Origin of the sequence: Vibrio maritimus (assembly GCF_021441885.1) — a bacterium.
GTDB lineage: Bacteria > Pseudomonadota > Gammaproteobacteria > Enterobacterales > Vibrionaceae > Vibrio > Vibrio maritimus_B.
Genome location: NZ_CP090438.1, coordinates 3,455,333 through 3,481,011, shown reverse-complemented (window position 1 = coordinate 3,481,011; position 25,679 = coordinate 3,455,333). Strand labels below are relative to the sequence as shown.

The 25,679-nt window shown below is 48.3% G+C and carries 21 protein-coding genes; 9 read left to right on the top strand and 12 right to left on the bottom strand.

The annotated features are described in order from the left end of the window. The first annotated feature begins 10 nt into the window (after nt 1–10). On the top strand, nt 11–994 hold the full coding sequence (locus LY387_RS16070) for an SPOR domain-containing protein (RefSeq protein WP_234494823.1): 984 nt from the start codon (nt 11–13) through the stop codon (nt 992–994). Nucleotides 995–1,006: 12 nt separating this feature from the next. Here the strand turns inward: LY387_RS16070 and LY387_RS16065 are convergent, their stop codons facing one another. The 5 genes from LY387_RS16065 to LY387_RS16045 form a co-directional block, all read right to left on the bottom strand. Further along, nucleotides 1,007–2,023 (bottom strand): acyltransferase, encoded by a 1,017-nt coding sequence (locus LY387_RS16065; RefSeq protein WP_234494822.1) that lies wholly within the window; start codon nt 2,021–2,023, stop codon nt 1,007–1,009. 159 nt (nt 2,024–2,182) lie between these two features. Next, complete coding sequence (locus tag LY387_RS16060; RefSeq protein WP_234494821.1) at nt 2,183–3,664, bottom strand: chitinase; 1,482 nt, start codon at nt 3,662–3,664, stop codon at nt 2,183–2,185. A gap of 305 nt (nt 3,665–3,969) precedes the next feature. After that, entirely contained in the window at nt 3,970–5,325 is a 1,356-nt protein-coding gene (gene gorA, locus LY387_RS16055) for a glutathione-disulfide reductase (protein ID WP_234494820.1), read from the bottom strand. 219 nt (nt 5,326–5,544) lie between these two features. Continuing rightward, the gene (locus tag LY387_RS16050; RefSeq protein ID WP_234494819.1) at nt 5,545–6,243 is read right to left on the bottom strand and encodes a glutathione S-transferase family protein; all 699 of its coding nucleotides are present in this window, start codon (nt 6,241–6,243) and stop codon (nt 5,545–5,547) included. A 223-nt stretch (nt 6,244–6,466) separates the two neighbouring features. After that, complete coding sequence (locus LY387_RS16045) at nt 6,467–7,306, bottom strand: 23S rRNA (adenine(2030)-N(6))-methyltransferase RlmJ (protein ID WP_234494818.1); 840 nt, start codon at nt 7,304–7,306, stop codon at nt 6,467–6,469. 186 nt (nt 7,307–7,492) lie between these two features. Between LY387_RS16045 and prlC the strand changes: the two genes are divergently transcribed. Together prlC and LY387_RS16035 are read left to right on the top strand one after the other, a co-directional pair. Then, nucleotides 7,493–9,535 (top strand): oligopeptidase A, encoded by a 2,043-nt coding sequence (prlC, locus tag LY387_RS16040; RefSeq protein WP_234494817.1) that lies wholly within the window; start codon nt 7,493–7,495, stop codon nt 9,533–9,535. Between the two features lie 491 nt (nt 9,536–10,026). Next, the gene (locus LY387_RS16035) at nt 10,027–12,780 is read left to right on the top strand and encodes a cation-translocating P-type ATPase (RefSeq protein ID WP_234494816.1); all 2,754 of its coding nucleotides are present in this window, start codon (nt 10,027–10,029) and stop codon (nt 12,778–12,780) included. Between the two features lie 62 nt (nt 12,781–12,842). Here the strand turns inward: LY387_RS16035 and asnC are convergent, their stop codons facing one another. Next, nucleotides 12,843–13,304, bottom strand: coding sequence for a transcriptional regulator AsnC (gene asnC / locus LY387_RS16030; RefSeq protein WP_042502002.1), 462 nt, complete (start codon nt 13,302–13,304; stop codon nt 12,843–12,845). A 172-nt stretch (nt 13,305–13,476) separates the two neighbouring features. On the opposite strand from asnC, the gene LY387_RS16025 reads away from it, so the two are divergent. Continuing rightward, entirely contained in the window at nt 13,477–14,256 is a 780-nt protein-coding gene (locus tag LY387_RS16025) for a class I SAM-dependent methyltransferase (RefSeq protein WP_234494814.1), read from the top strand. 135 nt (nt 14,257–14,391) lie between these two features. Continuing rightward, complete coding sequence (locus LY387_RS16020; protein ID WP_234494813.1) at nt 14,392–14,904, top strand: hypothetical protein; 513 nt, start codon at nt 14,392–14,394, stop codon at nt 14,902–14,904. 24 nt (nt 14,905–14,928) lie between these two features. Here LY387_RS16020 and LY387_RS16015 read toward each other — a convergent pair whose 3' ends face one another. Then, complete coding sequence (locus LY387_RS16015; protein WP_234494812.1) at nt 14,929–15,807, bottom strand: carboxylate/amino acid/amine transporter; 879 nt, start codon at nt 15,805–15,807, stop codon at nt 14,929–14,931. 103 nt (nt 15,808–15,910) lie between these two features. After that, nucleotides 15,911–16,336: a universal stress protein gene (locus LY387_RS16010; protein ID WP_042477795.1), complete on the bottom strand. Its 426-nt coding sequence runs from the start codon at nt 16,334–16,336 to the stop codon at nt 15,911–15,913. Nucleotides 16,337–16,648: 312 nt separating this feature from the next. On the opposite strand from LY387_RS16010, the gene ftnA reads away from it, so the two are divergent. The 3 genes from ftnA to LY387_RS15995 all read left to right on the top strand — a co-directional run bounded on the left by ftnA (nt 16,649) and on the right by LY387_RS15995 (nt 18,954). After that, nucleotides 16,649–17,176 carry a non-heme ferritin gene (gene ftnA / locus LY387_RS16005; RefSeq protein WP_234494811.1) on the top strand — a complete coding sequence of 176 codons (528 nt, stop codon included), beginning with the start codon at nt 16,649–16,651 and terminating at the stop codon, nt 17,174–17,176. Nucleotides 17,177–17,245: 69 nt separating this feature from the next. Beyond that, nucleotides 17,246–17,569, top strand: a complete 324-nt coding sequence (gene uspB / locus LY387_RS16000; protein WP_042477798.1) for a universal stress protein UspB — start codon at nt 17,246–17,248, stop codon at nt 17,567–17,569. Nucleotides 17,570–17,766: 197 nt separating this feature from the next. Continuing rightward, on the top strand, nt 17,767–18,954 hold the full coding sequence (locus LY387_RS15995; protein ID WP_234494810.1) for an NAD(P)/FAD-dependent oxidoreductase: 1,188 nt from the start codon (nt 17,767–17,769) through the stop codon (nt 18,952–18,954). Nucleotides 18,955–19,046: 92 nt separating this feature from the next. Here the strand turns inward: LY387_RS15995 and LY387_RS15990 are convergent, their stop codons facing one another. From LY387_RS15990 to LY387_RS15980, 3 genes are all read right to left on the bottom strand, one after another. Next, on the bottom strand, nt 19,047–20,030 hold the full coding sequence (locus LY387_RS15990; protein WP_234494809.1) for an aldo/keto reductase: 984 nt from the start codon (nt 20,028–20,030) through the stop codon (nt 19,047–19,049). Between the two features lie 38 nt (nt 20,031–20,068). After that, nucleotides 20,069–21,403 carry a 6-phospho-alpha-glucosidase gene (locus LY387_RS15985; RefSeq protein ID WP_234494808.1) on the bottom strand — a complete coding sequence of 445 codons (1,335 nt, stop codon included), beginning with the start codon at nt 21,401–21,403 and terminating at the stop codon, nt 20,069–20,071. 156 nt (nt 21,404–21,559) lie between these two features. Beyond that, on the bottom strand, nt 21,560–22,288 hold the full coding sequence (locus LY387_RS15980) for a GntR family transcriptional regulator (RefSeq protein WP_234494807.1): 729 nt from the start codon (nt 22,286–22,288) through the stop codon (nt 21,560–21,562). A 174-nt stretch (nt 22,289–22,462) separates the two neighbouring features. On the opposite strand from LY387_RS15980, the gene LY387_RS15975 reads away from it, so the two are divergent. Then, on the top strand, nt 22,463–24,040 hold the full coding sequence (locus LY387_RS15975) for a PTS transporter subunit EIIC (RefSeq protein ID WP_234494806.1): 1,578 nt from the start codon (nt 22,463–22,465) through the stop codon (nt 24,038–24,040). A 79-nt stretch (nt 24,041–24,119) separates the two neighbouring features. Here the strand turns inward: LY387_RS15975 and LY387_RS15970 are convergent, their stop codons facing one another. Continuing rightward, complete coding sequence (locus LY387_RS15970) at nt 24,120–25,391, bottom strand: NRAMP family divalent metal transporter (protein WP_234494804.1); 1,272 nt, start codon at nt 25,389–25,391, stop codon at nt 24,120–24,122. Nucleotides 25,392–25,679 lie beyond the last annotated feature (288 nt).

Below are 25,679 nucleotides of genomic sequence, written 5' to 3'. Positions count from 1 at the left end.
GGGGATAGATATGAGCTCTTTTAGCAGAGTAAAGGGATTAGCGAGCGCATCAATAAGCTGGCTGCGTAGTAGTGTTCTGCTCGGAATATTGGTCATATCGTCAGGGGCGTCGGCGGATGATGCGCTATGTGATGCTAGCCAAGCCTCCATAAATCAACTCCCTGTTCTTGCCGAAAATTGCCCAATAGGAAATGGTGTGTGGGGGAGTACGGTGCCAGTATCTGAGGGCGCGGTATACTGGATTCAATGTGGGATACTCGAAGCGCCCATGCCTTTGGAACAAGCCATGCCGCTGTACTCTGAGATATCTTCTGATGTTTGGATGTTGCCGCAAAAAAGCAGCTACCGCTGCCTAATTGGTCCCTATACGGATGTGAATAAAGTTAAGCAAGACTTAAATGAGGTGAAGGGAATCCGCGGTTACCGTGATGCCTTTATCCGAGTGGTGGAGCGCGGCGAGAAGACTGCAAAGGCTTCGTCCTCGTCTCAATCAAACCCCACAGGCGTCAAAGCAGCCTTCGCTAAGCCTCAAGTCTCAGAGCAAAAACTCGCAAAGCAAGACATTCCTAAGCCAGCCGTTTCTCAATCTTCTTCAACGGCCACGAGCAAGTCCGTTAAAAAGGCAGCCACCATTCCTGAACTGCCAACCACTAAATCCTCGCCACTCTCAGTCAGACTTTCCGCAGAACTTGATGGTAAGCGCTATGCGGTACCCTACCTCTCAGGCGGTGACCACCAGTTTTATATGGAACATGATAAGGCGTGGAATCGTCTAAGCTACAACAGCGCAATTAAGGTGTGCAGCGATCTTGATATGCATTTGGTGAGCAACAGTGAGTGGCAAGCCTTGGTGGACTCTAAGGTCATGGTCAACAATCAATGGCCGCTGCAAATGCCTTATTGGGGAGATGGTCAAAAGGGGCTATTCACTAATGGCAAGGTGTCACCGTTAAAAGGCAACACCCTGCTAAATGTGGTGTGTGTAGGCAAGTAAACGAACTTGTCCTTAAGGTAGTAACCAGCGGGTTTTGGCACTGCGAGCTAAAAGCCAGCTAGTTGCCAGTGCTAAGCCACCACTGATAACAACCCAAAACGGGATCATGTAAATAGGGTGACCATGATGTAGCCCGAGCTCGTTCATAGGCCACAAAAACAGTGGGTGCAGAATGTAAATACCAAGGCTGTATTGACTGATAAAGCTCACTACTTTTTTCACCTTAGGCGCTAGGCTATCGGCGTACGCCTTACAAACAATGAAAATCATACTGGCTGCCAATACGGTATTCAGTGTCTTATAAGAGAACCAGCGACCCACATAATAGCGTTCCGCTTCGATACTGCCTTGCACCACCATATAGCTGCTAAGAGCCATAGCACCCACACCCAAAATCACCGAGGCGATAACCACGCTGCGACTGGCAGGCAGCTTCTGATACAGAATGTAGCCAAGGGGCAATAACCCCATATATAGCCAGAACTGCTCACTCCAAGGTCCGTCGATGCGCATCAAAAACAGCAGAGTCGTCAGTAGCCAAAGACCCGTGAAGGCGTAGAGCGCTGCATCATCAAACTTGCGAACAAAGATTTGCAGAAACGGAATAGCCGCATACAAAGGAATGAAGTAGTAAAAGAACCCAAGGTGGTAATAGGTCTGGTGATGGTAGCTCTCTGCCAGTACTTCTTTCACCGTGCCGCCATCAAAGCCCTCAATCGTCCAGCCTGATAAATACGCATAAAACAGCGACCACACCAAAAATGGGATCAACACCTTGCCGAGTCGGCGCGATAGGTAATATTTGAGATCAAATAGGCGTGTGTCATTGAGCATCAATGCACCGGTGATCAGTATGAATACCGGCACTGCCCAGCGACTGAAGCCGTTAAAGGTGATCGCCGTGACCCATTCGCCCATTGGGATTTGTCCTAATTCATGACGGTAAGGCCCAAGAGCATGAATGATGATCACCGCCAGTGCGGCGACACAGCGCATAGCGTCAAAGAAATAAACGTGTTTTTTGTCCATTAACAACTCCTTACAGTCTTAACAAACTATAAGGAAGTTTTCCGACCTAGGAAAGGGAGAGTGGATCAGAGTTGTGTAAAAATTGCCCTGTACTCAGGCAAGTAAGTCAAAAAGAGGACTCGAGCCACAGCTATTAACCAAGCTGCGGCTCTTGCTAGTCTATGGGCAGGTGACCTGTTCCCAGAACCAATTGGTTTGAGTGGGCGTCTCCCAAACTCCAGGTTTGTTTTTCACGGTAAAGCACTTTCCTTGGTGTGTCACGGTATCGCCAACGTCGGCTTGGGTCACTCCCGCTTCCCAAACGATGACGCCAGACGGTGTGCTGGTATCACCGCCACCATTGCCTCCACCCGTATCGCCACCACCTGTGTTGGGTGGCTGATCGACGATACGAACTTCTGGCCAGTTAGCGTGTGAGCCATAAAAGTTCGTCACACACTTCTCGTAATCGCCAGGGACAAGCGCAGAGTATGCCGTTTGATACCCGACCAGGTTACATTCAAACGAGACCCCGCCAGGGCGATCGGCATGATATTTCCAGCTTGCCTCCCAGTTGGTGTATAACACGTCGGTAGCACCATTAAGGTTCAAGCTACCGTAAGGCGTTTGTTGCCAACAGGTATTCGCCTCATCGGCATCAATCGGAATTTGGTAATGCGCTGCGAGTCCTTCCCAATAGCGAATACGGTTGACCGGTTGGCCTTTGGTTTTGTTTTGCTCACCGCACTCAATGCCGCCGTTAATGATATTAATCGTGGTACCAAAGCCATAACCAATACCGGCATCAAGCTCACGCTGCGAGGGTGTCCAAGTTCGGTCAATCACGTGCAGCATAGCGGGTTTTGGTGCTTGTGGGGTTAAGAAAAACCAGATGGCAGAGGCGAGATTGAGCCATGAATCCGCCACCAAGGCTGGGTTATCAAGAAGAACAGTCGCGTCACCATCAAACATCACTTCCGAGAAAGGGCCGTAGTTAAAATGGTAGGAAAGCTGCTTGGCGCCGCGGCCGAAGTATCCTTGGTTCGGTGAACATGGCCAGCGCTTGTTTTGCCAATCATTTTGACCGCACCCTGTGGTGTAGCCTTTTTGTCCTTCGGACCAGCCCATTTCGCGCACATGTACTAAGGCTTGTTGCCATTCTTCTAAAGCCAGTGGGTTATCCCAGGTGTTATCAATGGCGATATGTCCGCCAGTTTCTTGGGCGAAATGTGCAAACGCAGTAACGATAGAGCGTTTACAGATGGCGTCGGCGTCACGTCCATCGGTGTAGTCGCCACAAAATGCGGGAAACTTACCAATAGCCTGTAAAAATCGCTGATAGGTGTATTCCGGGGCGGCCATTTGAGTGAGAAAGTCCCACTCCGAGCGAGGGAACACGCGCTCTGTTCGCTTGACGTTGTCAGGGTTGCTGGCCAGTCCCGCGTCAATCGCATCAACAATGGTATTCGGTGCTGTCGAAAGCGCATTAGCCCAAACCGCGTACATTGGGTCACTGGTTTGAGCTGCAGCGCTGGCTTGCACTTCACTACGCAACAATACGTAGCCAGTTGGATTAGTAGGGTCGGGCTGAGGGTTGACGGCAAGTGCTGGCAGGCTTGTGCCTACAAGTGCTGCCGCAACCAACAATTGGCTGGGGTTCATTTCACGTTCCTTATATTTTATTGGGCTAGTTTGCAGAGTCTCATGCTAAATGAGATCTATTAGCTAGCAGAAAAAACTAAAACAAAGGCTATGTGCTGGTTACTATGAAAACCATTAGTTCTGTGCTTGTTGTTAGATTGCTGCGAGGCGTTTCATGGCGGGAGGGAATGAGTAATAACTCGATTGCGTAAAGATGTGTGGTGGTTCGAAACTTTAGATGTAGAAAAGCCCAGCGATGGCTGGGCTTTTAGGTGATATACGTTTGTCGCGATTAATGCTTAGCCACATTAACGCCATCAACGCTATCAACGCATTGTCACGAACTCTTCTGAGCCTGTCGGGTGGATAGCAACCACTGAATCAAAGTCTGCTTTGGTTGCGCCCATCTTCATCGCAACCGCAAAGCCTTGAATCATCTCATCCACGGTAAAGCCGATGCCGTGTAGGCCAACCACTTTCTCATCGTCGCCCGCACATACTAGCTTCATCTTACAAGGCTGACGGTGCTTAGTAACTGCGGTGTACATCGCTGTGAAGCCAGATGTGTACACTTTCACGTTCTCTTCGCCGTATTTCGCAACCGCTTCTGGCTCCGTTAGACCGATAGTGCCGATTGGTGGGTGGCTGAATACCACGGTTGGAACTAGGTCGTAGTCCATTTTCGCGTTTGGCTTGTTGTTAAATAGGCGCTCAGAAAGCTGGCGACCCGCTTTAACTGCCACTGGCGTTAGCTCGATACCACCTTCCATGATATCGCCCACACAGTAGATGCCTTCAACGTTGGTTGTTTGGTACTCATCTACCTTGATGTAGCCGCGATCGTTAGTTTCAACGCCCGTTGCACTTAGGTTGATTGCGTCCGTTGCTGGGTGACGACCAATTGCCCAGATAAGCTGGTCAACGTTTTGGCTTTCACCGTTCTCTAGATGAAGAGTCAGGCTGCCGTCTGCTTCTTTAACCACTTCTTTTGGTACAGACTGAGTGTGCAGTGTTGGGCCTTCTGCATCCATTACTTCGACTAGTGTGTCGATGATCATTGGATCGAAGCTACGTAGTGGCGACTCTTTACGAACGAACAGATGTGTCTCTGTACCCAGTGCGCTTAGTACGCCTGCGATCTCAACAGCAATGTAACCTGCACCTACAACAGCAACACGCTTAGGTTGTGCGTCTAAGTCGAAGAAGCCGTTTGAGTCGATACCGTACTCGGCACCCGGGATGTTTGGAATTGTTGGGCGACCGCCGACTGCGATAAGAATATGGTCAGCTGTATATAGCTCGCCATCAACCTCAACGGTTTTTGCGTCAACGAATTTAGCAAAGCCCTTGATAACGTTTACTTTGTTGTTACCTAGTACGCGATCGTAAGATTGGTGGATACGACCAATGTACGCTTGGCGGCTTTCAACGAGCTTGTTCCAATCGAAGCCTTTAACGTCAACGTCAAAACCATAGTCTTCCGCGTATAGGTTCATGGCTTCAGCAATTTGCGCGCCGTGCCACATGACCTTTTTAGGTACACAGCCAACGTTTACACAAGTACCGCCTAGGTCTTTCGCTTCGATAAGCGCAACCTTCGCGCCATACATTGCCGCACGGTTTGCAGATGCGATACCGCCGCTGCCGCCACCAATACAGATATAGTCAAAATGCGTTGCCATTACGTTCTCCAAGAGCTTATAAATATTTTGATTGCTTGTACTAAAGCATATTGGGGCGATGTTGTCAGAACTCAACAACCCAACATGTTAGCCACAATCTCTGTCCGTATGATAAATCGAGTCTAGCAACTTTCTCCAATGGGAAAAAGTTGCGTTGATTATGACTAATAACGATTAATGTCGATGACTCTGAGAGCGAGCGCCCTCAGAGGATCATGATTAACCGCAGCAGCTACTTGTGCCGCAGCCTGATGTTGGTGCCATATCTTTACCTTCTGCCAGATAGGTGTTGGTGAGATAGAAGTTGCTAAACAGCGTATCGAAGTCTTCAGATACGGTTTTCTCCACTAAACCCGACTCGAGAATGTTCTGCTGCCACGCTTGCATCTTCGGTAGACCACAGAAGAAGTCATACCCAGAGTGTGCTTTAACAAGGGCAGCTCGATGCAGTAATGGTAACCACGCCATATCCACATTGCTAAGCGCATCCGATTTAAAGAACTTTGTCTCACCCGACAGTTGGTTCTCTGCTTTTTGAAACGCTTTAATCAGCTTATCTGCACGCTCTTCAAAGGTTGCCTTATCTTTGCTGCTCATGGTGCCGCACTGAGCAAGGTAGTGCTTCGAGCCAAGATAGCTCCATGCGCGGTCAAGAGCGCGCTGCTCATTGGTAACACCTTGCTCAAGCGGGCCATATTCATCTTCGATGTACTCAATAATTGCATCAGACTCAAACAGCGCCGTGCCGGACTCGGTCACCATGACAGGCACTTGGCCATTTGGTGAGATATCTAAAAACCACTGCGGTTTGTCTTTTAGACTGATGTACTCAATCTCGTAAGGGATTTGCTTAGCTTCCAGTGCTGCTGTCACGCGTTGAACAAAGGGACAAATCTTAAAGCTAACAATCTTAATCATGTTGGTTTCCTCACTAGGATGTAATTTAGGTGTACTGCTTCAGTACTTTCACTAGTAAGACGAGGAGAGGTTGAAAAAGACGAAAATAATTTCAATAAAGTCGAAATATTTTTTGAATGAGAGAGATTGGGGCAATAAAAAAGCGCAAGCTTGTTATGAAAAACAGATGCTTGCGCCTTGTGTTTTGTTCGCCGATTTTTATCAGCTCTTATTCTGGAACTGTTTATTCAGGAACAATCCATTCCACCTTAAAGTGACCTGTTGCTGGGGCAATTTTCTCTTTAAGGTATGGCAGAATCTCTTTCATTTGCTGCTCTAGCATCCACGGCGGGTTGATAACAATCATGCCCGAAGCTGTCATGCCGCGCTCATTGGTGTCAGGAGACACCCCAAGCTCAATCTGTAGGATCTTGCGAATGCCAAGCCCTTCCAGACCATCAATCATGTCGTCGATGTCGTAACGATTCACCACTGGGTACCAAATTGCGTAAATACCGGTTGCCCAACGCTTATGGCTCTGTGCAATCGCGGTTACCACATCGCGATACTCTCTGGCGAGCTCGTAGGGTGGGTCAATCAGTACTAAGCCGCGACGCTCTGCGGGTGGCAGGCTCGCTTTAAGGCGTTTAAAGCCATCTTCTTTAAAGATCTTCACCTGACGGTCGCGATGAAACTCTTGCTCCAGCAGTGGAAAATCGCTTGGGTGCAGCTCGGTCAGCACCATACGGTCTTGCGGGCGCAGATGCGCGCGCGCCACACGTGGTGAACCGGGGTAGTAACGCAGCGCATCGCCGTTATTTAGCGTATCAATCGACTCGATGTAGCTGGCGATGTCTTCTGGGATGTCTGAGTTACCCCAAAGCCTGCCGATACCTTGCTTGTATTCGCCCGTTTTCTCCGACCATTCATGGGTCAGATCGTAACGACCTACACCTGAGTGGGTGTCGTGATAAACGAATGGCTTTTCCTTGTTTTTTAGAGAATTAAGGATAAGACTTTGTACTATGTGCTTCACGACATCGGCATGGTTGCCCGCGTGAAAACTGTGACGATAGCTCAGCAAAATAAAGACTCGGTTAGACAATAATGGACGAAGTATAACCTCTTCTTTCCCGAAGCGGCAGAGATCTTACAACTTCGTCATGTCGTAAGGATTGAAATTCGAGTCCAATGACTACATTTATTTAATAATTACGCTCACTTGCTACCAAATGAGTGAGGGAACCCAATAACTAAAAAGGGACGCTGCATGTCAAACCCATTACTGACGTTTACCGACTTACCTCCTTTTTCACAAATTAAACCAGAACATGTGAAACCAGCAGTCGAGCAAGCGATTGATGCCTGCCGCGCGAAGATTGATGCGGTGCTTGACGGTAATACCAACCCGACTTGGGACAATGTTGTTGCGCCAATCGAAGAGATTGATGACAAGCTAAGCCGCCTTTGGTCACCAGTGAGCCATATGAATTCTGTCGTGAACAGCGACGAGCTGCGCGAAGCGTATGAGAGTTGTCTACCCATTCTGTCTGAATACGGCACTTGGGTTGGCCAGCACAAAGGTTTGTATGAAGCATACAAAGCGATCAAAGCCAGCGATGAGTTTGCTGCGCTTAGCCAAGCTCAGCAAAAAACCATCAAAGATTCTCTACGTGACTTTGAGCTCTCAGGCATTGGTTTGCCAGCAGACGAGCAGCATCGCTATGGCGAAATCAGCAAACGCATGTCAGAGCTCGGCTCACAGTTTTCGAACAACGTGCTCGATGCCACTATGGGCTGGACCAAGCACATCACCGATGAGAAAGAACTCGCGGGTATGCCGGAATCAGCATTGGCCGCAGCGAAAGCCGCCGCTGACGCCAAAGAGCTTGAGGGCTATCTATTAACGCTGGATATTCCTTCTTACCTTCCGGTTCTGACATACTGTGATAACCAAGCGCTGCGCAAAGAGCTGTACGAAGCGTACGTGACTCGCGCCTCGGATCGCGGTCCGACTGCCGGTCAGTGGGACAACACAGAGATCATTTCAGAGCAGCTAAAACTGCGTCATGAAATTGCTCGCTTACTAGGTTTCGGCACCTTCAGTGAGAAATCACTGGCGACCAAAATGGCTGAGAGCCCAGCGCAAGTGCTTGGTTTCTTGAACGACCTAGCGACGAAAGCCAAGCCTCAAGGTGAGCGTGAAGTTGAAGAGCTACGCCAGTTTGCTGAAAAAGAGTTTGGTGTGACTGAGCTAAATCTTTGGGATATCGCTTACTACAGCGAGAAGCAAAAGCAGCACCTATTCCAGTTCTCAGACGAAGAGCTGCGCCCATATTTCCCTGAATCAAAAGTGGTTAGCGGCCTGTTCGAGGTGCTTAATCGCGTCTTCGGTATGACGATTACTGAACGTGAAGGTGTCGATACTTGGCATGAGTCGGTACGTTTCTTCGATATCTTCGATAGTGAAGGCACACTGCGCGGCAGCTTCTACCTAGACCTCTATGCTCGCGAGCACAAACGTGGCGGAGCATGGATGGACGAATGCCGAGTGCGCCGCACCAATGCTGACGGCGAGCTGCAAACTCCAGTGGCTTACCTAACGTGTAACTTCAACAAGCCAGTGGGCGATAAGCCTGCTATGTTCACTCACGATGAAGTGGTGACGCTATTCCATGAAACAGGCCACGGTATTCACCACATGCTGACCAAGATCGATACTGGTGCTGTGTCTGGCATTAATGGTGTGCCTTGGGATGCGGTCGAGCTACCAAGTCAGTTCCTTGAGAACTGGTGTTGGGAAGAAGAGGCGCTAGCGTTTATTTCTGGCCATTATGACACTGGTGAGCCACTACCAAAAGCGATGCTCGACAAGATGTTGGCAGCCAAGAACTTCCAATCGGCGATGTTTATCCTGCGCCAGCTTGAGTTCGGTCTGTTCGACTTCACTTTGCACACTGAATACGATCCAGACATTGGCGCACGTGTACTAGAGACGCTTGCTGATGTGAAATCCAAAGTCGCCGTATTGCCAAGCTTAGAGTGGAACCGCTTCTCGCATAGCTTCAGCCACATCTTTGCTGGTGGCTACAGCGCTGGTTACTACAGCTACCTATGGGCAGAGGTGTTGTCTTCAGACGCTTACTCTCGCTTTGAAGAAGAGGGCATCTTTAATAAAGAGACCGGTCAAAGCTTCCTAAACAACATCCTCGAGATGGGTGGCAGTGAAGAGCCGATGGAGCTGTTTAAGCGCTTCCGAGGCCGTGAGCCGCAGATTGATGCGTTGCTGCGTCATTCTGGGATTAGTGCTTAGTTAGCAAGCTTGAAATAGATGAGAGCCCCTGACTTTTGGTTGGGGGCTTTTTCGATCCAAATGATATATTCCCCAGTGAATAACTATTGAATAAAACCTTCCAAAAGCCATTTCGTTGTCAAAATGCACTCCCCAACCAACCTCTCGATAATGTCACTCACTTTCATTCTTCGAAAAAACAGAAGTATCATTTCAGCCAAAATTAGGTGTTATTAACCATTGCTTACAAACCATTATTCCCTTTGAGGTTCGAATAAAAATCAAGTTTGTTTTAAATCAAAGAAGCGTCCTAGAGTGCATGCAAGCACTCCGAAAGTTAATTACAAGGATATTGGGTTTCGGGTAACGTAATTTGGCTTTCCGCTTACGCATTAATTGTTAATAAAAATGCAAATTAAGAGCGGGGCATTTTCATCATTTTATTCAGCGATTGTTTTTTATCGGTTTGTCATTCTACCGATGTCGACTGAATTTACTTGGAGAGTTACCCCATGACTAAAAAGTGGTTCACTGAAACCGTTGAGAATACCCAGCAGATGCAGGGTGTGTCGGCGGAGCAAGGCCTGACTTCAAAGGAAGTAGCCGAGCGTCAATCACAATACGGAAAAAACGAGCTGCAAGAGAAGGCAGGCAAATCTGCGCTTGAGCTGTTTATCCACCAATTCAAAAATCCACTGATCTTCATTCTTGCAGTCGGTGCTATTGTTTCCTATTTCACCGGGCACCTAGTGGATGCGATCGCGATTACGGCGATCATCTTTATCAACGCGTTGATTGCTTTCTGGCAAGAGTTTAAAGCTCAGAAAGGCATGGAAGCGCTACGTCAAATGGCAGCACCGTCGGCGCAGGTTAAGCGTGATGGGGAGTGGATTGACATCCCAGCGAGCGATATCGTTCCGGGTGATATCCTAAAAATCAGCACAGGTGACATCCTGGCGGCTGATGTACGTATTCTTGAGGCTAACCGTCTATCTATCGACGAAGCCGCGCTAACGGGTGAGTCTGAGCCAGTAGATAAGACATCTAAGGTTATCGAAGACGAAACCGTGGGTCTTGGCGACCAGCTAAACATGGGCTTTATGACCACGATGGTGACGTCGGGTACGGGTCTAGGTGTTGTGGTTGCGACCGGTATGCAGACCGAAGTGGGTCATATCGCTGACCTAATGGCGAACACCGAAGAAACCAAGACTCCAATGCAAGAGCGCATGGACACCATCGCGAAGACGCTAATGTTAGTCGCACTGGGCGTGGTAGCGGTTGTGTGTGCTATCGGTCTTTACTACGGCATGCCTTGGCTAGAGATCCTAAATACGGGTATCTCACTGTCTGTTGCTGCGATCCCTGAAGGTCTTCCTACGGTTATCACGATCGTTCTAACCATGGGTTCTACTCGCATGGTGAAGAACAATGCGCTTGCTAAGCAGTTGGCTGCGATTGAGACGCTAGGTTCGACCACGGTTATCTGTTCAGACAAGACAGGTACGCTAACTCAAAACCAAATGCAGGTAATGAAGGCGTACGATGCAAGTGGTCGTTACTGGGAAGTAAGCGGTAAAGGCTTCAGCCCTGAAGGTCAATTCAAGCCGCTATCGCACAGCACAGATGCGAAACAAAGCCCAGAGATGATGAAAGGTCTAGTTGTCGCGACGCTATGTAACGATTCTGAGTACATCATGGACGGCGACAAGTCGACCGTGCGTGGTAACCCAACTGAGGGTGCTCTGATTGTGGCAGCAGCGAAGGCAGGTCTGAACCAGTCTGAGATGCTAACGTCAGGTGGCTACTCTATCGTTGAGAAATTCCCATTCGATTCTTCTCGTAAGATGGCATCGGTTATCGTGAAAGGTCCTGAAGGCAACCACTTCCTTGCTATCAAGGGTGCGCCAGATGTGATTCTTCGCAACGCAGCAGGATTCATGGTTGACGGTACCTCTGTTGAGCACACGCCAACTGCATCGGACGGCAACCTAGCACTCGCGACGAGCCCAAGTGCGGAGATCGTTGCAAACTACGAAGCGGCAATTGAGAACTTTGCTCAAGACGCACTGCGTACCCTAGCGGTTGGCTTCAAAGAGCTAACAGAAGCAGACCTAGAGCGTGACTTCGAAGAGCTAGAGAAGGACATTACGGTACTGGGTCTTTACGGCATCATGGATCCACCGCGTCCAGAAGTACGCGATGCGATTGAAAGCTGCTACCAAGCAGGTGTGAGAACGGTAATGATCACCGGTGACCACGCGCTAACAGCGGCAGCGATTGCTCGTGATATCGGTATCATCCGTAGTGAGAAAGACCTAGTAGTAACGGGTGCTGAGCTTGATGAGATGGACGATGACAAGCTTCGTCAGATCTGTCCGGAAGTTGCAGTATTTGCCCGTGTAACGCCAGAGCACAAGCTGCGTATCGTTCAGGCTCAGCAGTTCAACAACGAAGTAGCAGCGATGACAGGTGACGGTGTGAACGATGCACCAGCACTGCGCCGCGCTGATATCGGTGTTGCTATGGGTATCACTGGTACGTCTGTAGCGAAAGACTCAGGTGACCTTATCCTATTGGATGACAACTTCAGCACTATCGTGAAAGCGGTTCGCCAAGGTCGTCAGATCTTCGATAACCTTCGTAAGTTTATCCGTCAGGCTCTGACTGCGAACGTGGGTGAAGTATCGGTTATCCTGTTTGCGTTCCTAATGATGGGTCCAGAGGCTATCTTGCCGCTAACTCCACTGATGATTCTATGGATCAACTTGGTATCGGATGGCCTACCAGCGCTAGCGCTGGGTGTTGAGCCAGAAGAGAAAGATCTGATGGAGCGTAAGCCTCGCAAACGTAACGAGAGCTTCTTCAGCGACCACTTAGGTACTCGTATCCTAACTCGTGGTCTAGCACTGGGTGGCATGAGCTACATGGCGTTCAACTGGGCACTAACGAATGGCTTCTCTGCGAACTACGCACAGACAATGGCATTTGCGATGCTAGTCTTTGCTCAGCTATGGCACCTATTTGACTCTCGTACATTTACGTCGCTATACCGCAGAAACCCATTCACCAACCCGTACCTACTAGGTGCAGTAGCGGTGTCAGCGATTCTATCGCTAGGGGTTATCTACACAGGTCTAGGTCAGCTAATCTTCAACACGGAAGCACTAGCAGCAGGTCACCTATTCGGTGTCATCATGGCGGCATCACTACCGACGCTTGTTATGTCTGCAGTGAAAGAAGCAACTAAGACTAAGTGGGTTTAATCTCTCACTTGAAATAGTAAAAAAGGCGCTCTGATGAGCGCCTTTTTTGTTGAGGTGAACGGTTAAGGATTCACATTCCGACTAATCGGATTCTGCAACGAAATCAACGTCTCCGTCGACTGCACCTCTTCAATCGCCTGCAGCTTATCGATCAGCACGTGCTGTAGCTCTTCAATCGAGCGACACATCAATTTCACGAAGATGTTATACGCACCAGTGGTGTAATAGGCTTCGACCACTTCATCCAAGGCATTGAGCTTTTCAAGTGCCGAGTGATAGTCACGCGCTGCGTAGAGGTTGATACCGATAAAACAGCACACGTCATAACCAAGCTTTTTGGTGTTCACCACCACCTCAGTACCCTCGATGATCCCAGCCGCTTTCATCTTCTCGATACGCACGTGAATCGTCGCCGGGCTCACATCAAACTGCTTTGCCATTTCGGCATACGGGCGACGAGCGTCTTCCATCAAAGTTTTTAGGATCGCTTTATCCAGATCGTCGAGATTGTTGGTGCCGTGCATATCGAATCCTTTGTTTGAGTGAGTGGGCGACATCGCGGAACACGTGCCGTTTTATTTGGTGCACAAGCTTATCACTATTTTTGCGTAGCCGTCTTTGTGTCGATCACGCTTATTGGTCGCGCTATCGACTTGAGGTACACTGGCGCCCATTGCCTTTTATCGGAGCTTCACTTTGCACATTCAACTCATTTGCGAACATCAACCACGTCAACCTGAGCTTCAGCAACTTGCTGAGCGTTGGGGATTGGTGGCGTCTGACGATTCCGAGTTTGCATTGGTGCTGACCGAACAAAGACTGGAGCTTCGTAAGCTGGATGAGCCGAAACTGGGCGCAATTTACGTCGACCTTGCGGGTGGTGCGGTGGCGCACAGACGCAAGTTCGGTGGTGGCAAAGGTCAAGCTATCGCCAAAGCTGCGGGCTTAAACAAGGGAGCGACACCAACGGTACTTGATGGTACGGCGGGTCTAGGTCGAGATGCTTTTGTGTTGGCTTCACTGGGCTGTAAAGTGCAGATGGTGGAGCGCCACCCAGTGGTCGCCGCATTGCTTGATGATGGCCTTGAGCGCGCCAAACAAGATCCGGAAATTGGCGAGTGGGTGAGTGAGCGTATGTCACTGCTGCATGCGTCTAGCCTAGTTGCTTTAGGTGAACTTGCTGATGACAACGCCTTTATCAAGCCTGATGTCGTCTACCTAGACCCAATGTATCCGCATCCAGAGAACAAAAAGAAATCGGCGCTGGTGAAAAAAGAGATGCGTGTTTTCCAATCTTTGGTTGGCGCAGATACCGATGCAGACGGACTGTTGGAGCCAGCTCTTAAGCTTGCGGCAAAACGCGTTGTGGTCAAACGCCCAGACTACGCTGAATGGCTGGATGAGAAAAAGCCGACAATGGCGATTGAGACCAAAAAAAATCGCTTCGACGTTTATGTTAACGCATCAATGAGTTAATCCCTTCCTATATGTTTTTTGAGTAAATTGCTCTGGTGTAACTGGAGCAAGTTACTTGCAACTGTTGTCAATTGACGTTATATCTAACTAAGAATCATTCCTGTTTTCGTTGTGGTTAGTTGGAGATTGAGTAGTATGACTAAACGACTGTGCAAGTTAAATCGTCGCGACATCAGTGACAACCTTGGTGCTATCCATCGTTTGGTCGCAGAACCTAAGTTCTTGTGCCGCTCTTGCTCACGTTCATCTGCCGATAAATCCACACTTTGCAAACCGGCTGCTATCCCGCCAGCATCTTGCCAGAGCAAGCCACTGAGTGCGCAGCAGCAATGCGGCGTGTTGGCTGAAGCGTTGCCAATCACAACCACACCAAAACTCTCTAAGTCTGCCAATAAAGCCGAACCTAAATCAGCGATCGATGTTCAAATGGCTGAAGAGTTAAGCCTAGATACAATCGATAAGAAGTCGCTGAAGCGTGCGAAAAAAGCACTCAAAGCACAGAAAAAGGCACAGAAGAAACTGCGTAAGGTACTGAAGAAAAGTCAGAAGCTACTGCGCAAACAGAGCAAGCTGGAGCACAAGTACCAGTTAGCGGCAGCCACAGTTGAAAAGCAGGTAATGAAAGTGCAGCCAGAACAGCTGCACTAATAAGATCTTTATATTGAGCGAAGCCTAGCTGTTTGCCAGTTGGGCTTCTGCTTTTGGTTTGACCCAAAGCTCGTTCACCATCAGTGACAGCAAGATAATCCCACCACCAATCGACAGTTTCACCAAGTCCACATCGCGATTCCAAATCACAATGTTAACGATAAGCCCCGCTGGCACCAGAAGGTTATTCATCACCGCCAGTGCACCAGCGTTGACCATTGTCGCGCCTTTGTTCCAGATAAAGTAACCCAACCCAGAAGCGATCGTGCCCAGGTAGATAAGCACGCCCCACTGCACACCCGTCGTCGGCATCTTATCGAAGCTACCAAAAATCGAGAATGCGATGGTCGCAACGACAGTCGCGCCAATGTAGAAATAACCGAATACGCTATGCTGCGGCAATTCTACTTGCTCTTGCTCCATCACGTATTTGTAACCCACCTGACCGATGGCAAAACAGAGATTCGCGCCTTGCACGACCAAGAAGCCCATCAAGAAGTTTTCATTAATGCCAGCAAACTTAATGAACGCCGCGCCAGCGACCGCTATTGCCGCCGTCACCAAATACCATGGCGAAAAGCGACCTTTGAGCAAGTCATAGAACAAGGTGACGTAGATCGGTGTGAATACGGTAAACAGCAGTACTTCCGGTACCGAAAGCAGCAAGAATGATTGATAGTAGAAGCAGTACATCAGTCCTAGCTGGATACCACCAATCGCCATCAGTTTGGCTTTGAGCTTGTTGGGAACTTGCTTGAACTTAGTGAACGGTAAAAAGACAAGTGCCGCCAGGACAACGCGCATTAATACCGAAAACCAAGAGTCGACCTGACCCGCGAGATAAACCCCAATTAGGCTGAAAGAAAAAGCCCAAAGCAGGGTAACAGAATAGAGATAACCCATAGTTAACAATTATCATTTAATAACAAATGCAGTCAGTGTAACACTTTTCGTCACGATGAGAGATCCGATCAAAAAAGGCTTCCGAAGAAGCCTTTTGCTATTTTTAGTCTTTGATCGGCACGACCAACATGTCGACGGGTGAGGTGTTGATAAGCTGTCTGGTAGACGACAGGATTTTGCTCCAAAAGTCCTGATGGTGACCACACACCACCAAATCGACATTGTATTCACCGATGGTATCGCGCAGCTCATTACTTAAATCACCGCTGCCGACCAAAGAGTGTTTGATCGGGTAGTTGGCGTACTCGGCAAAATCTCGTAATTGCGTCATCGAGGCTTCCATTGCCTGATGTTGCGTCTCAGCCATATTCAGATCAATCAAGCCGGTATATAGCTCGGCATAATTGACATCGATATGGATAAAAGACACCTCTGCATCCAGTGGTTTCGCGAGTGAGACCGCTTTGTCTATGAGCATTTTGCTTTCTTCTGAGAGATCTAATGCGACCATAATATGTTTGTAACTCATAACGCACTCCTCCTGACGTTAGTCCTAGTAAAAACATAGCATTTAGCGCCCGAAAATTATGTTGATGTGATCTCAAATCAGCCGTCATGGCTATAAAACTGTGCCGTAACGTGACCCAGTGCGAAGGTTTGTTTCTCAATAATTTTCTCAACTACAAGACGATAAATTGTGAGCAAAGTCGCCAAAGTTTTCTAGACTCATAGTAAAGGTTGAGTACACCGTTGTTACCAAGTTTGGGTATGAGATCAGAAGACTCCTCAATTAGTTATGTTATAGTGGCGTTAATTCCAGTTACGAAATTAGGAGTCGTAAATGCTTTCTCCATCGATGGTTCAACACCTGAACGAGCAAATTAACCTCGAATTCTTTTCATCCAATCTATACTTACAAATGAGTGCTTGGTGTGAAGATAGAGGATTCGAAGGTGCGGCTGAATTTCTTCGTAAGCACGCGGACGAAGAAATGCAACACATGCATAGACTGTTCACTTACGTCAGTGAGACAGGTGCTTTACCAATTTTAGGTAGCATTGAAGCGCCACGACACGACTTCGAAAGTCTGGGCGATGTGTTCCGTGAAACCTATAAGCATGAGCAAATGATTACTGAGAGAATCAACAAACTGGCTCATGTCGCGTTCACAGCACAAGACTACTCAACCTTTAACTTCCTTCAGTGGTATGTTGCGGAGCAACATGAAGAAGAAAAATTGTTTAAAGGGATCTTAGATAAGCTAGAACTCGTAGGTGAGAATGGACAGGCGCTGTTCTTCATCGACAAGGACTTAGCGACATTAGCGAAAGAGGGTTCTTCTTCCATTATGGACGCCCCTGCTGGTTAACATCAGCGATTAAAAGCCGTTTGATCGTCTTTTTCTCTTGGGTGTCTTGGAAGATGTAGGGAGGAAAAGATGATCAGTGGAGACACTATTCTACTAGCATTGATGCTCATTACCTCAGTCAATATGGCGAGGTATCTGACAGCACTACGCGCACTTATATTCATCATGCGTGAGGCGCATCCGCTCTTGTATCAACAAGTCGACGGACGTGGCTTTTTCACCACACACGGCAACATGTCTAAACAAGTGCGGCTGTATCACTATCTCAAAAGCAAAGAATACCATCACCACCATGATCCGGTGTTTACGGGTAAATGCGATCGCGTTCGTGAGCTGTTTGTGCTCTGTGTCGCGCTTATCGGCGTCACCCTGTTTGCGGGTTTCTTGCTCTAGACGAGTGAAGCAGTCATAACCAACGTTGTGGCATAGAGTGTCACGACGCGCTTGGTGTTAGTCTCCGACTTCGGCGGTCTGTACGAGGTTGGAAGAGTTGGCTTTAGTCGATGAAGCCGCTAGAATAGCGCCAGATTGTTGAAGGGATGTGCAATACGCACATCCTTTTTTTATTCAAATTTTGTCGGAAAACCGTGATGAATCAGAAAGTTGATGTGGTAATTATTGGTGCAGGCGCAGCGGGTTTGATGTGCGCAGCAGAAGCGGGCAGACGAGGTCGTCGCGTGCTGGTGCTTGATCATGCCAAAAAACCGGGTCGAAAAATCCTGATTTCAGGCGGTGGTAAGTGTAACTTCACCAACTACGATGTGTCCGCGAACAACTACCTGTGTCAAAACCCTCACTTCGTAAAGTCGGCATTGTCTCAGTACACCAACTGGGATTTCATCTCGCTGGTGAGTAAGTACGGCATTGAGTTTGAAGAGCGCGACCATGGACAATTGTTCTGCCTAGAGTCTGCGAAAGATATCGTTAAAATGATGCTCTCTGAGTGTGAATCGCCAAACATCCAGTTCCGCTACCAAACCGATGTGCACAGTATTGAGAAAACCGAGCAAGGCTTCTCTTTGCACGCCGATACCGACACGATTGAATGTGATTCTTTAGTGGTAGCCACTGGTGGTCTTTCAATGCCAAAACTGGGTGCGACACCATTTGGCTATAAGATTGCTGAGCAGTTTGGTTTGGAAGTCGTGCCAACCACCGCGGGTCTGGTGCCATTTACGCTACATAAAGAAGACAAAGAAGACTTTGCCGAGCTTTCTGGTATTGCGGTTCCAGCGGAAATCACCGCTAATGACGGTACGTTATTTAAAGAGGCATTGCTGTTTACCCACCGTGGGCTATCTGGTCCATCGGTATTGCAGATTTCATCCTTCTGGAAGCCGGGACAAAACGTGTCGGTGAACCTAGTGCCAGAGGCGGATATTGAAGAGCTTCTGACGCGCTCACTAGAAAAACACCCAAATCAAAGTTTGAAAAACACCTTGGCGCGTGTACTGCCAAAGCGCTTGGTCGAAGTGCTGATTGAGCGCAAAGTCTTTGCAGATAAACCGCTTAAGCAATACAACCCGAAAGAGCTGGTGGCGATTCGCGAATCTCTAGAAAACTGGACCATTGTACCCAATGGCACCGAAGGTTATCGCACCGCAGAAGTGACGCTAGGTGGTGTGAACACCAACCATCTTTCTTCTAAAACCATGGAGTGTAAGTCTATCGAAGGCTTGTACTTTATCGGAGAGGTGATGGACGTGACGGGTTGGCTGGGTGGCTATAACTTCCAGTGGTGTTGGTCATCAGGATTTGTAGCGGGTCAGCACGTCTAATCGTTCCTACACAACAATCGAATCAAATTCAAAAAGCCGCATCCTAGGATGCGGCTTTTGTCGTTTTTAAGCCAACTGATGTTGCATGCGAGTTAGTTAAGTTGCCACTTCGCCACAATCGCTTCGGCACGTGCCAGTAGCTCTGTGCTCGATGTTGATTGCATGAACGCCGCGTTATCACGCACTTGCTCTACCGTGTGCGCACCGGCAATCACAGGTCCTACTTCTTCTTGCGCCACAAGCCAGTGGATAGCTAGGTGCGAAAGCGGAATGTTGGCTTCTTTGGCCAGCACTTTTAGCTCTTCCACACAGTTGAAGTAAGGTTCAAATGCGTCGCCGTTGAGCTTAGGGTTATTGCGACGGTCGTCGTTTTCATCCCAGTTACCAGAGCGCTTTAACGTACCTGTCAGCAGACCCTGCATCAGCGGTGAGTACGGCAGATACTTCATGTCGTGCTCTTTACAGAACGGCAGTGCTTCTTCACGCGCACGGTACTGCAATGGAATGTTGTGGTAGTGTTCTGGGTTTTGCTCTAGCAGGTTGTAGAGACCTTGGAACGTAGCCACTTCCACACCCGCCATCATTTCACGCGTCATATCGAGCGAGTAGTTCGATACACCGACGTGGCGAATCTTGCCTTGTCGTTTAAGCTCGGCCAGCGCGTCTGCGGTTTCTGAGATTGGCGTGTTTGGATCTGGCCAGTGCACTTGGTACAGGTCGATGTATTCAGTTTGTAGGCGCGTTAGGGAGTCATCAATCTCTTTGAAGATGCTCTCTTTTGTCAGATCTTTACGGGTCTTTTTACGCTCATCTTGAGACCATGGCAGACCGCATTTGGTCGCGATGATAATGTTTTCGCGAGACTCGGTTTTCAGCGCTTGGCCGAGTACCGTTTCCGCATGACCTTTACCGTAAACCGGTGCAACATCGAAAAAGTTGATGCCATTGTCGATTGCCGCTTTGATTGCGTTGATGGATTCATTGTCAGAGACGTTGTTCCAGGTCCCGCCGATTGCCCAGCAGCCAAAACCCACCGCTGAGGCATTAAGATCTTTGATTTGTTTGTTTTTCATCATTCGTTCTCTTGTTTTCTCATTCAAGGGTCGGGATTGGATTACTTAAGCTCCGGCCAGTACTCTTTGTTCGCTTCTATCATGTCATCAAGGATGAGCTTCGCCACTTTTGCTGATGGAATGGTCTTGTTAAGCGCAAAGGCTTGTAGCGCTTTGTTGTAAGAGCCTTCAATTGCAGCATCAACTAGGCACTTCTCAGACATTAGCTGTTGCTGCAGCATGCCTTGGTAGAAGTGTGGCACTTCACCCACTTGGATTGGGTAGACTTTATCGCGGCCGAGCAGCGCAGGCACCTCCACCATCGCGTCATCTGGTAAGCCTTTGATGATGCCGTTGTTAGGAATGATCACTAGCCACTTCTGGCGTAGGTCATAAGCCATAGACATCGCTACGTCTGCAATAAACTCACCGTGCACGCCAACGTGGAATTTACCTTCTACGTTGCCATCTGATGCTTTGATCTGCTCAATCGCTTCAAACATCTTCTTCTCACGACCTTCCATGACCTCGTTAGCACGAGTGTGCTCTGGGTTAGACTGAGCCACGATATCGTCAGCCATTAGGTAGTATTGAAGGTAAGTGTTTGGCACGTACTCTGGGAACATCTGCATCAGAGGCTGAGTGTTCTTGAAGGTCTTGATCCAAGAAGGTTCAGAGTGACACGCGTTCTCCACTTCTTCTTCAGTCAACATGCCGAATTTTTGGATGTGGTTACGAAGGAATGGGATCTTTTCTTCGCCATCAACCTTGATAGACGTAAACCAGCCGTAGTGGTTTAGACCGAAGTACTCAACGTCGAGATCATAACGGTTCACACCAAGGATGTTCGATAGGTTACGCTCAATCGCCACTGGCATATCACAGATGTTAAGCACGCGAGCATTAGGACGTAGGCGATGAACCGCATCAGCCACAATCGCCGCTGGGTTCGAGTAGTTCAGCATCCAGCAAGAGTCTTTAGCGAAGCGCTCCATATGATCGATAAGCTCAATCATTGGGAAGATAGTACGCATGCCGTAAGCGAGACCACCTGCACCACAAGTCTCTTGGCCTACACAGCCGTGACGAAGTGGGATCTTCTCGTCGGTTTCACGCATCTTGTACTGACCTACGCGGATTTGAGCAAATACGAAGTCAGCGTGAGAGAAAGCCACTTCCGGTTCCGTCGTCACGGTCAGTTTCACGTGTGGAGCATGAGTTTTGACCACGTAGTCCACCAATACTGCAACGTTGTCTTGGCGCTGTGCATCGATGTCGTACATGCGGATTTCCGCGATAGGGAAGTCATCCCCTTTCATTAGAAGAGCTTTAACGATACCGGCAGTGTATGTTGAGCCGCCGCCTGCGATTGCGATGATTTGTGGTTGTTTGGTCATAACCAACTCCAATGTGTTTTTGAATGCTGTTCGGATATTTAAAGGTCATATAATTTATAACCTATCTTGAATAGGTCTTATCCTATGGATTTGTTGTGATGTGACAAATTAAATACCTTTAATGTGTGATCGTATTCAAACAATAGTTGGGATTGGTTATGGAAATACGGGTTTTTTATGCCCTCTTTTACGAGATAAGTAGATAGCCAGCTTGTGAGCGTTAGGGTGAAACCAGGCCTCGGTATAATCAAAATAGCGACCGTCTTCGAGGTTGGATATTGAGCGCAGGTTCATGATTGGGTGGCTTTTCTCCATTCCAAGCAAGGCCATGATCTCCTCATCGGAGTCGACGGCGGTGAACTCTTGGCGACTGCCTTGTATCAGCATTCCTTTCTCATGTTCGACATAATCGAATTTCGACTTCTGTAACGTAGAGATATTGAGGTCGGGAAACAATGCGACAGGCATATAGCTGTCTTCGACAATCCTTGGCTGGTCATCAATAAACTTCACTCGACGTATATAATACAAGGGCTCATTAGGTTTGAGACCTAGGAGTTTATGGACGGGGGCGTTGTCACTGCTCATCAAAAACTGCGTCACCTGATACTTCACAGTCTTATTGTTGTGGGTCAGAATTTCAGAGGTACCGGCCAAACTATTAAGCTGATGCGAATATTGCTTTTCCAGTACATAGGTACCAGAACCACGGCGCTTTTCGACCAGCTTGAGTTTAACCAGTTCATCCACTGCCTTGCGAATGGTGATGCGGCTGACTTGGTACTCTTCAATTAACTGCTTTTCTGTCGGTAATGCTGAGCCAACGCAGTACACATCCGCGTTGATCTTCTCTTTTAAGCTTTCTAGTACTTTTACGTATAGCACGATGTCATTTCCAAAAAATTATTGGTTATATCAATATCACAATAACATAATAAATTGGTTCTGTATTAGGTCGTTCGTCACATTCTAGGTACAACAAAGTTGTTATGACTTATTTTCTGAATAAAGTGATTTGCAGAAATAAAATAATTAATAGCGTATTTAGGAACATCAATAATGAACAAAGAAGCTATAACCACTTATATGAGTGACTTATCGCGCGCCATGCTGGCACCGATATATGTCCTTCCACTAGTGGGTTTTGTGATTGCTATCGGAGCGGCAACAACCAACCCTGGCATTGTCGAAGTACTGCCTTTCTTAGATGCCCCTTTCTTTAAAGGGATGGGGGAAGTGTTGGTTTGGTCGACGCTGAGCGTTCTTATTAACCTGCATATCATCTTTGCTGTCGGTATTTCGATGGGGCTTGCGAAAAAAGACAAGCACCTTGCTGGCTTTAACGCGCTGATCATCTACTTCATTTACCTGTACACCATGCATACCTATATGAAGTTCAATGGTCTGCTACTAGATGGTGACTTGGGGGGCACCGGTCAGGCGAGCATTCTTGGTTTGCAAGTGGTCGATACGGGTATCTTCGTTGGTATGCTGATCGGTATTGTTAACGCTTACTTCCACAACAAATACAGCCAAAAGGTGCTTAAGGGCGCACTATCACTATACGGTGAATCTCGTCTGGTACTTATTATCATGATCCCGGTTGCGATTGGCCTTGGTATTCTGTTCACCCACATCTGGCCACCGGTTCAGCATGCTATCTTCGGCTTTGGCGAGAGCATTCGCAGCGCAGGTTCTATGGGCGTTGGCATGTACGGTTTCCTAGAGCGTATCCTTATTCCAACTGGTCTTCACCACCTGCTTTGGGTGCCAATGCACTTCTCTGATCTCGGTGGCTGTGCCATGGTGGCTGGTCAAAACTACTGCGGTATCGAGAACATCTTCCTTGCTGAAATTGGTGACCCTGAGACGACGCGTCTTTCTAGCTCAATCGTGTTTGATTCACGCAGCCTAGTCAAAATCTTTGGTTTAACGGGTGCGGGTCTCGCCATGTACCACTGTGCTGACCAAGATAAGCGTGAAAAAGTGAAAGCGATTGTGTTCCCTGCAGTGCTGTCTTCTATTTTGGTGGGTGTGACTGAGCCGATTGAATTCTCATTCCTTTTCGTCGCGCCAATTCTATTTGTTGTGCACGCTATCCTTACCGGTCTATTCATGGCTGTATTGTCTCTGCTGGATGTCGTGGCGGTAGGTAAAGGGGGTCTTATCGACTTCATCGTTTACAACATCCCACTAGGTACGGATAAAACCGATTGGCCGATGTACGTGGCGATTGGTCTGGTTCAGCTAGCCGTGTACTACTTTGTGTTCCGCGCGCTGATCACACACCTTAACCTGAAAACCATTGGTCGCGGTGAAGCGGAAATGAAGCTACAAACCAAAGACGACTACAAGAATCGCAACAAGACGGCGGCGATTGATAGCGCAGTCGGTGAGTTCAACTCGGTTGCTATCATTGAAGGCCTAGGTGGTAAAGATAACATCGTTGATGTGCAAAACTGCTACACCCGATTACGCGTCGAAATTCGTGACCCATCATTAGTGGACGAGGCGAAAATCCAAGAATCGAACCCTATGGGCTTGGTGAACAAGGGACAGAACATCCAAATCATCTTCGGAAGCCACGTAGCGTCGGTGCGCCAAGAAGTGAATGAGTTTTTAGAAGCCATGGCGTAGTAAGGCTATATTTTCCTCTCTCTACTAAAAGGCCTAGGTGATCATACCTAGGCCTTTTGATTGCAAGCGAGTGATGTCGCTACATCAACCACTTCCACCAAACAAATACGGCTAAGAATCCAAATAGATAAATCAGACCTACAATCGACAGTGCTTTTAGGCGGCTGCCCATTTGCAACACTGGTGGCAGCGTGGCTTTTGATACCAGAATATAGTTAAGCAGTGCAAACACCGGCGTGGTGACAAATGCCATGATCATCGCAAAGTCGAGCATTGGCATCAGTGCTTTAGCGAAGAAAGCGATAATCGAGATAGCCGCAATAGACACCACAATGACCCATGCTTGGTAGGATTTCGGGTTCTCTTCGGTTTTGTTCTGAAGCAGGCGTTGTGACTCAGCAATTGCGCGCGAGTAGCCATCAATTACAGTAATCGTGCTACCAAAGATACAGAAAAAGGCGATGACAGCAATGAGGTAGCGCGACCATTCACCAATCGTTGACGCATACATGCCCACCAATTGATGTGAGAACCCTACACCCGATGCGGACAGCTCTGTCCCTGAACCGTGGATCACCAGTGCACCTAGTGCAACGAACACTAAAGCTAATAAAGCCGTACCGATATAGCCGACGTTAAAGTCGAACAGCGCTGATTCAGCGGTCACCTTCTGCTTTTTACACTGACTCTTGAGCCACATGGATGTGATGCTGGAGATCTCGATAGGCGCTGGCATCCAGCCCATGGTGACGACGATGAAGCCGATAGCGGCGATGGTCCAAGGTGATGGCGCTTGGTAATCTGCCGGTGCAACACTGCCATTTGATGCCGCAATAATGACGGCTGTGACGGTGGCAACGGTCAACGTCGCCATAATGGCTTTTGAGAGCCCGTCGAGCGCTTTATAGTGACCCGCAAACAAAATGCCGACGCATGTTGCGAGTACGATGCCGCATAACGCAAGTGATGAGAGTTCGAACGGTAGGAAGTAACCAAGCAAGCTGGCACTAAACAACAGTAGAGCGGCGGTGTTCACGACAGCGGAAACGACGGTAAGTAGCGTAAACACCCATAGGTAGCCGCGACCCAATCCTTCATAACCTTGAATCAGGCTATTACCCGTACCAACGGTATATTGCACTCCTGCTCTAAAGAATGGGTATTTAAACAGGTTAACGAGCAGGATCAGCGCAGCGAGTTGCCAGCCATAGATGGCACCCGCCTTTGTTGAGGCGACAAGATGAGAGCCACCGACTGCTGCGGCAGCCATCATAATGCCAGGGCCAAGAGAGCGTACTAAATGGGAAAGGCCAGGGCGTGGTGCTGGCTCAGAAGGGATAGAGGTATCCATGACACGAGTCCTTTTATGATTATTATCCGTAATAAAATCGCTGTAAAAAATAGTTTACGAAACGATAAAAAATTATTTTCGACCCCTCCATTTCTACAGAAATTTCAGCAGGATGCAATGCAAGAAGCGACGAAATTAATCAATGATTGGTCGGTATGTCTGAACGGCCGATAAAAGGTAGTGTTTTATGCTGACAATGTGGGTGTAATTAAAGCATCATCATTGAAGGCAAAGGAAAAAGAGTAGGAAAAAATACCGGAAAGTGTCGCGAGAGTGAGCTCTCGCGAC

Bases quoted from the DNA above. Each gene is read 5' to 3' on its own strand.
- LY387_RS15975 (WP_234494806.1), top strand. From the start codon at position 22,463: ATGAACAAAGAAGCTATAACCACTTATATGAGTGACTTATCGCGCGCC.
- ftnA (WP_234494811.1), top strand. From the start codon at position 16,649: ATGCTTTCTCCATCGATGGTTCAACACCTGAACGAGCAAATTAACCTC.
- LY387_RS16015 (WP_234494812.1), bottom strand. From the start codon at position 15,807: ATGGGTTATCTCTATTCTGTTACCCTGCTTTGGGCTTTTTCTTTCAGC.
- LY387_RS15985 (WP_234494808.1), bottom strand. From the start codon at position 21,403: ATGACCAAACAACCACAAATCATCGCAATCGCAGGCGGCGGCTCAACA.
- LY387_RS15995 (WP_234494810.1), top strand. From the start codon at position 17,767: ATGAATCAGAAAGTTGATGTGGTAATTATTGGTGCAGGCGCAGCGGGT.
- LY387_RS15970 (WP_234494804.1), bottom strand. From the start codon at position 25,391: ATGGATACCTCTATCCCTTCTGAGCCAGCACCACGCCCTGGCCTTTCC.
- LY387_RS16035 (WP_234494816.1), top strand. From the start codon at position 10,027: ATGACTAAAAAGTGGTTCACTGAAACCGTTGAGAATACCCAGCAGATG.
- prlC (WP_234494817.1), top strand. From the start codon at position 7,493: ATGTCAAACCCATTACTGACGTTTACCGACTTACCTCCTTTTTCACAA.
- LY387_RS16060 (WP_234494821.1), bottom strand. From the start codon at position 3,664: ATGAACCCCAGCCAATTGTTGGTTGCGGCAGCACTTGTAGGCACAAGC.
- LY387_RS15990 (WP_234494809.1), bottom strand. From the start codon at position 20,030: ATGATGAAAAACAAACAAATCAAAGATCTTAATGCCTCAGCGGTGGGT.
- LY387_RS16070 (WP_234494823.1), top strand. From the start codon at position 11: ATGAGCTCTTTTAGCAGAGTAAAGGGATTAGCGAGCGCATCAATAAGC.
- gorA (WP_234494820.1), bottom strand. From the start codon at position 5,325: ATGGCAACGCATTTTGACTATATCTGTATTGGTGGCGGCAGCGGCGGT.
- LY387_RS16010 (WP_042477795.1), bottom strand. From the start codon at position 16,336: ATGAGTTACAAACATATTATGGTCGCATTAGATCTCTCAGAAGAAAGC.
- LY387_RS16065 (WP_234494822.1), bottom strand. From the start codon at position 2,023: ATGGACAAAAAACACGTTTATTTCTTTGACGCTATGCGCTGTGTCGCC.
- asnC (WP_042502002.1), bottom strand. From the start codon at position 13,304: ATGCACGGCACCAACAATCTCGACGATCTGGATAAAGCGATCCTAAAA.
- LY387_RS16050 (WP_234494819.1), bottom strand. From the start codon at position 6,243: ATGATTAAGATTGTTAGCTTTAAGATTTGTCCCTTTGTTCAACGCGTG.
- uspB (WP_042477798.1), top strand. From the start codon at position 17,246: ATGATCAGTGGAGACACTATTCTACTAGCATTGATGCTCATTACCTCA.
- LY387_RS16020 (WP_234494813.1), top strand. From the start codon at position 14,392: ATGACTAAACGACTGTGCAAGTTAAATCGTCGCGACATCAGTGACAAC.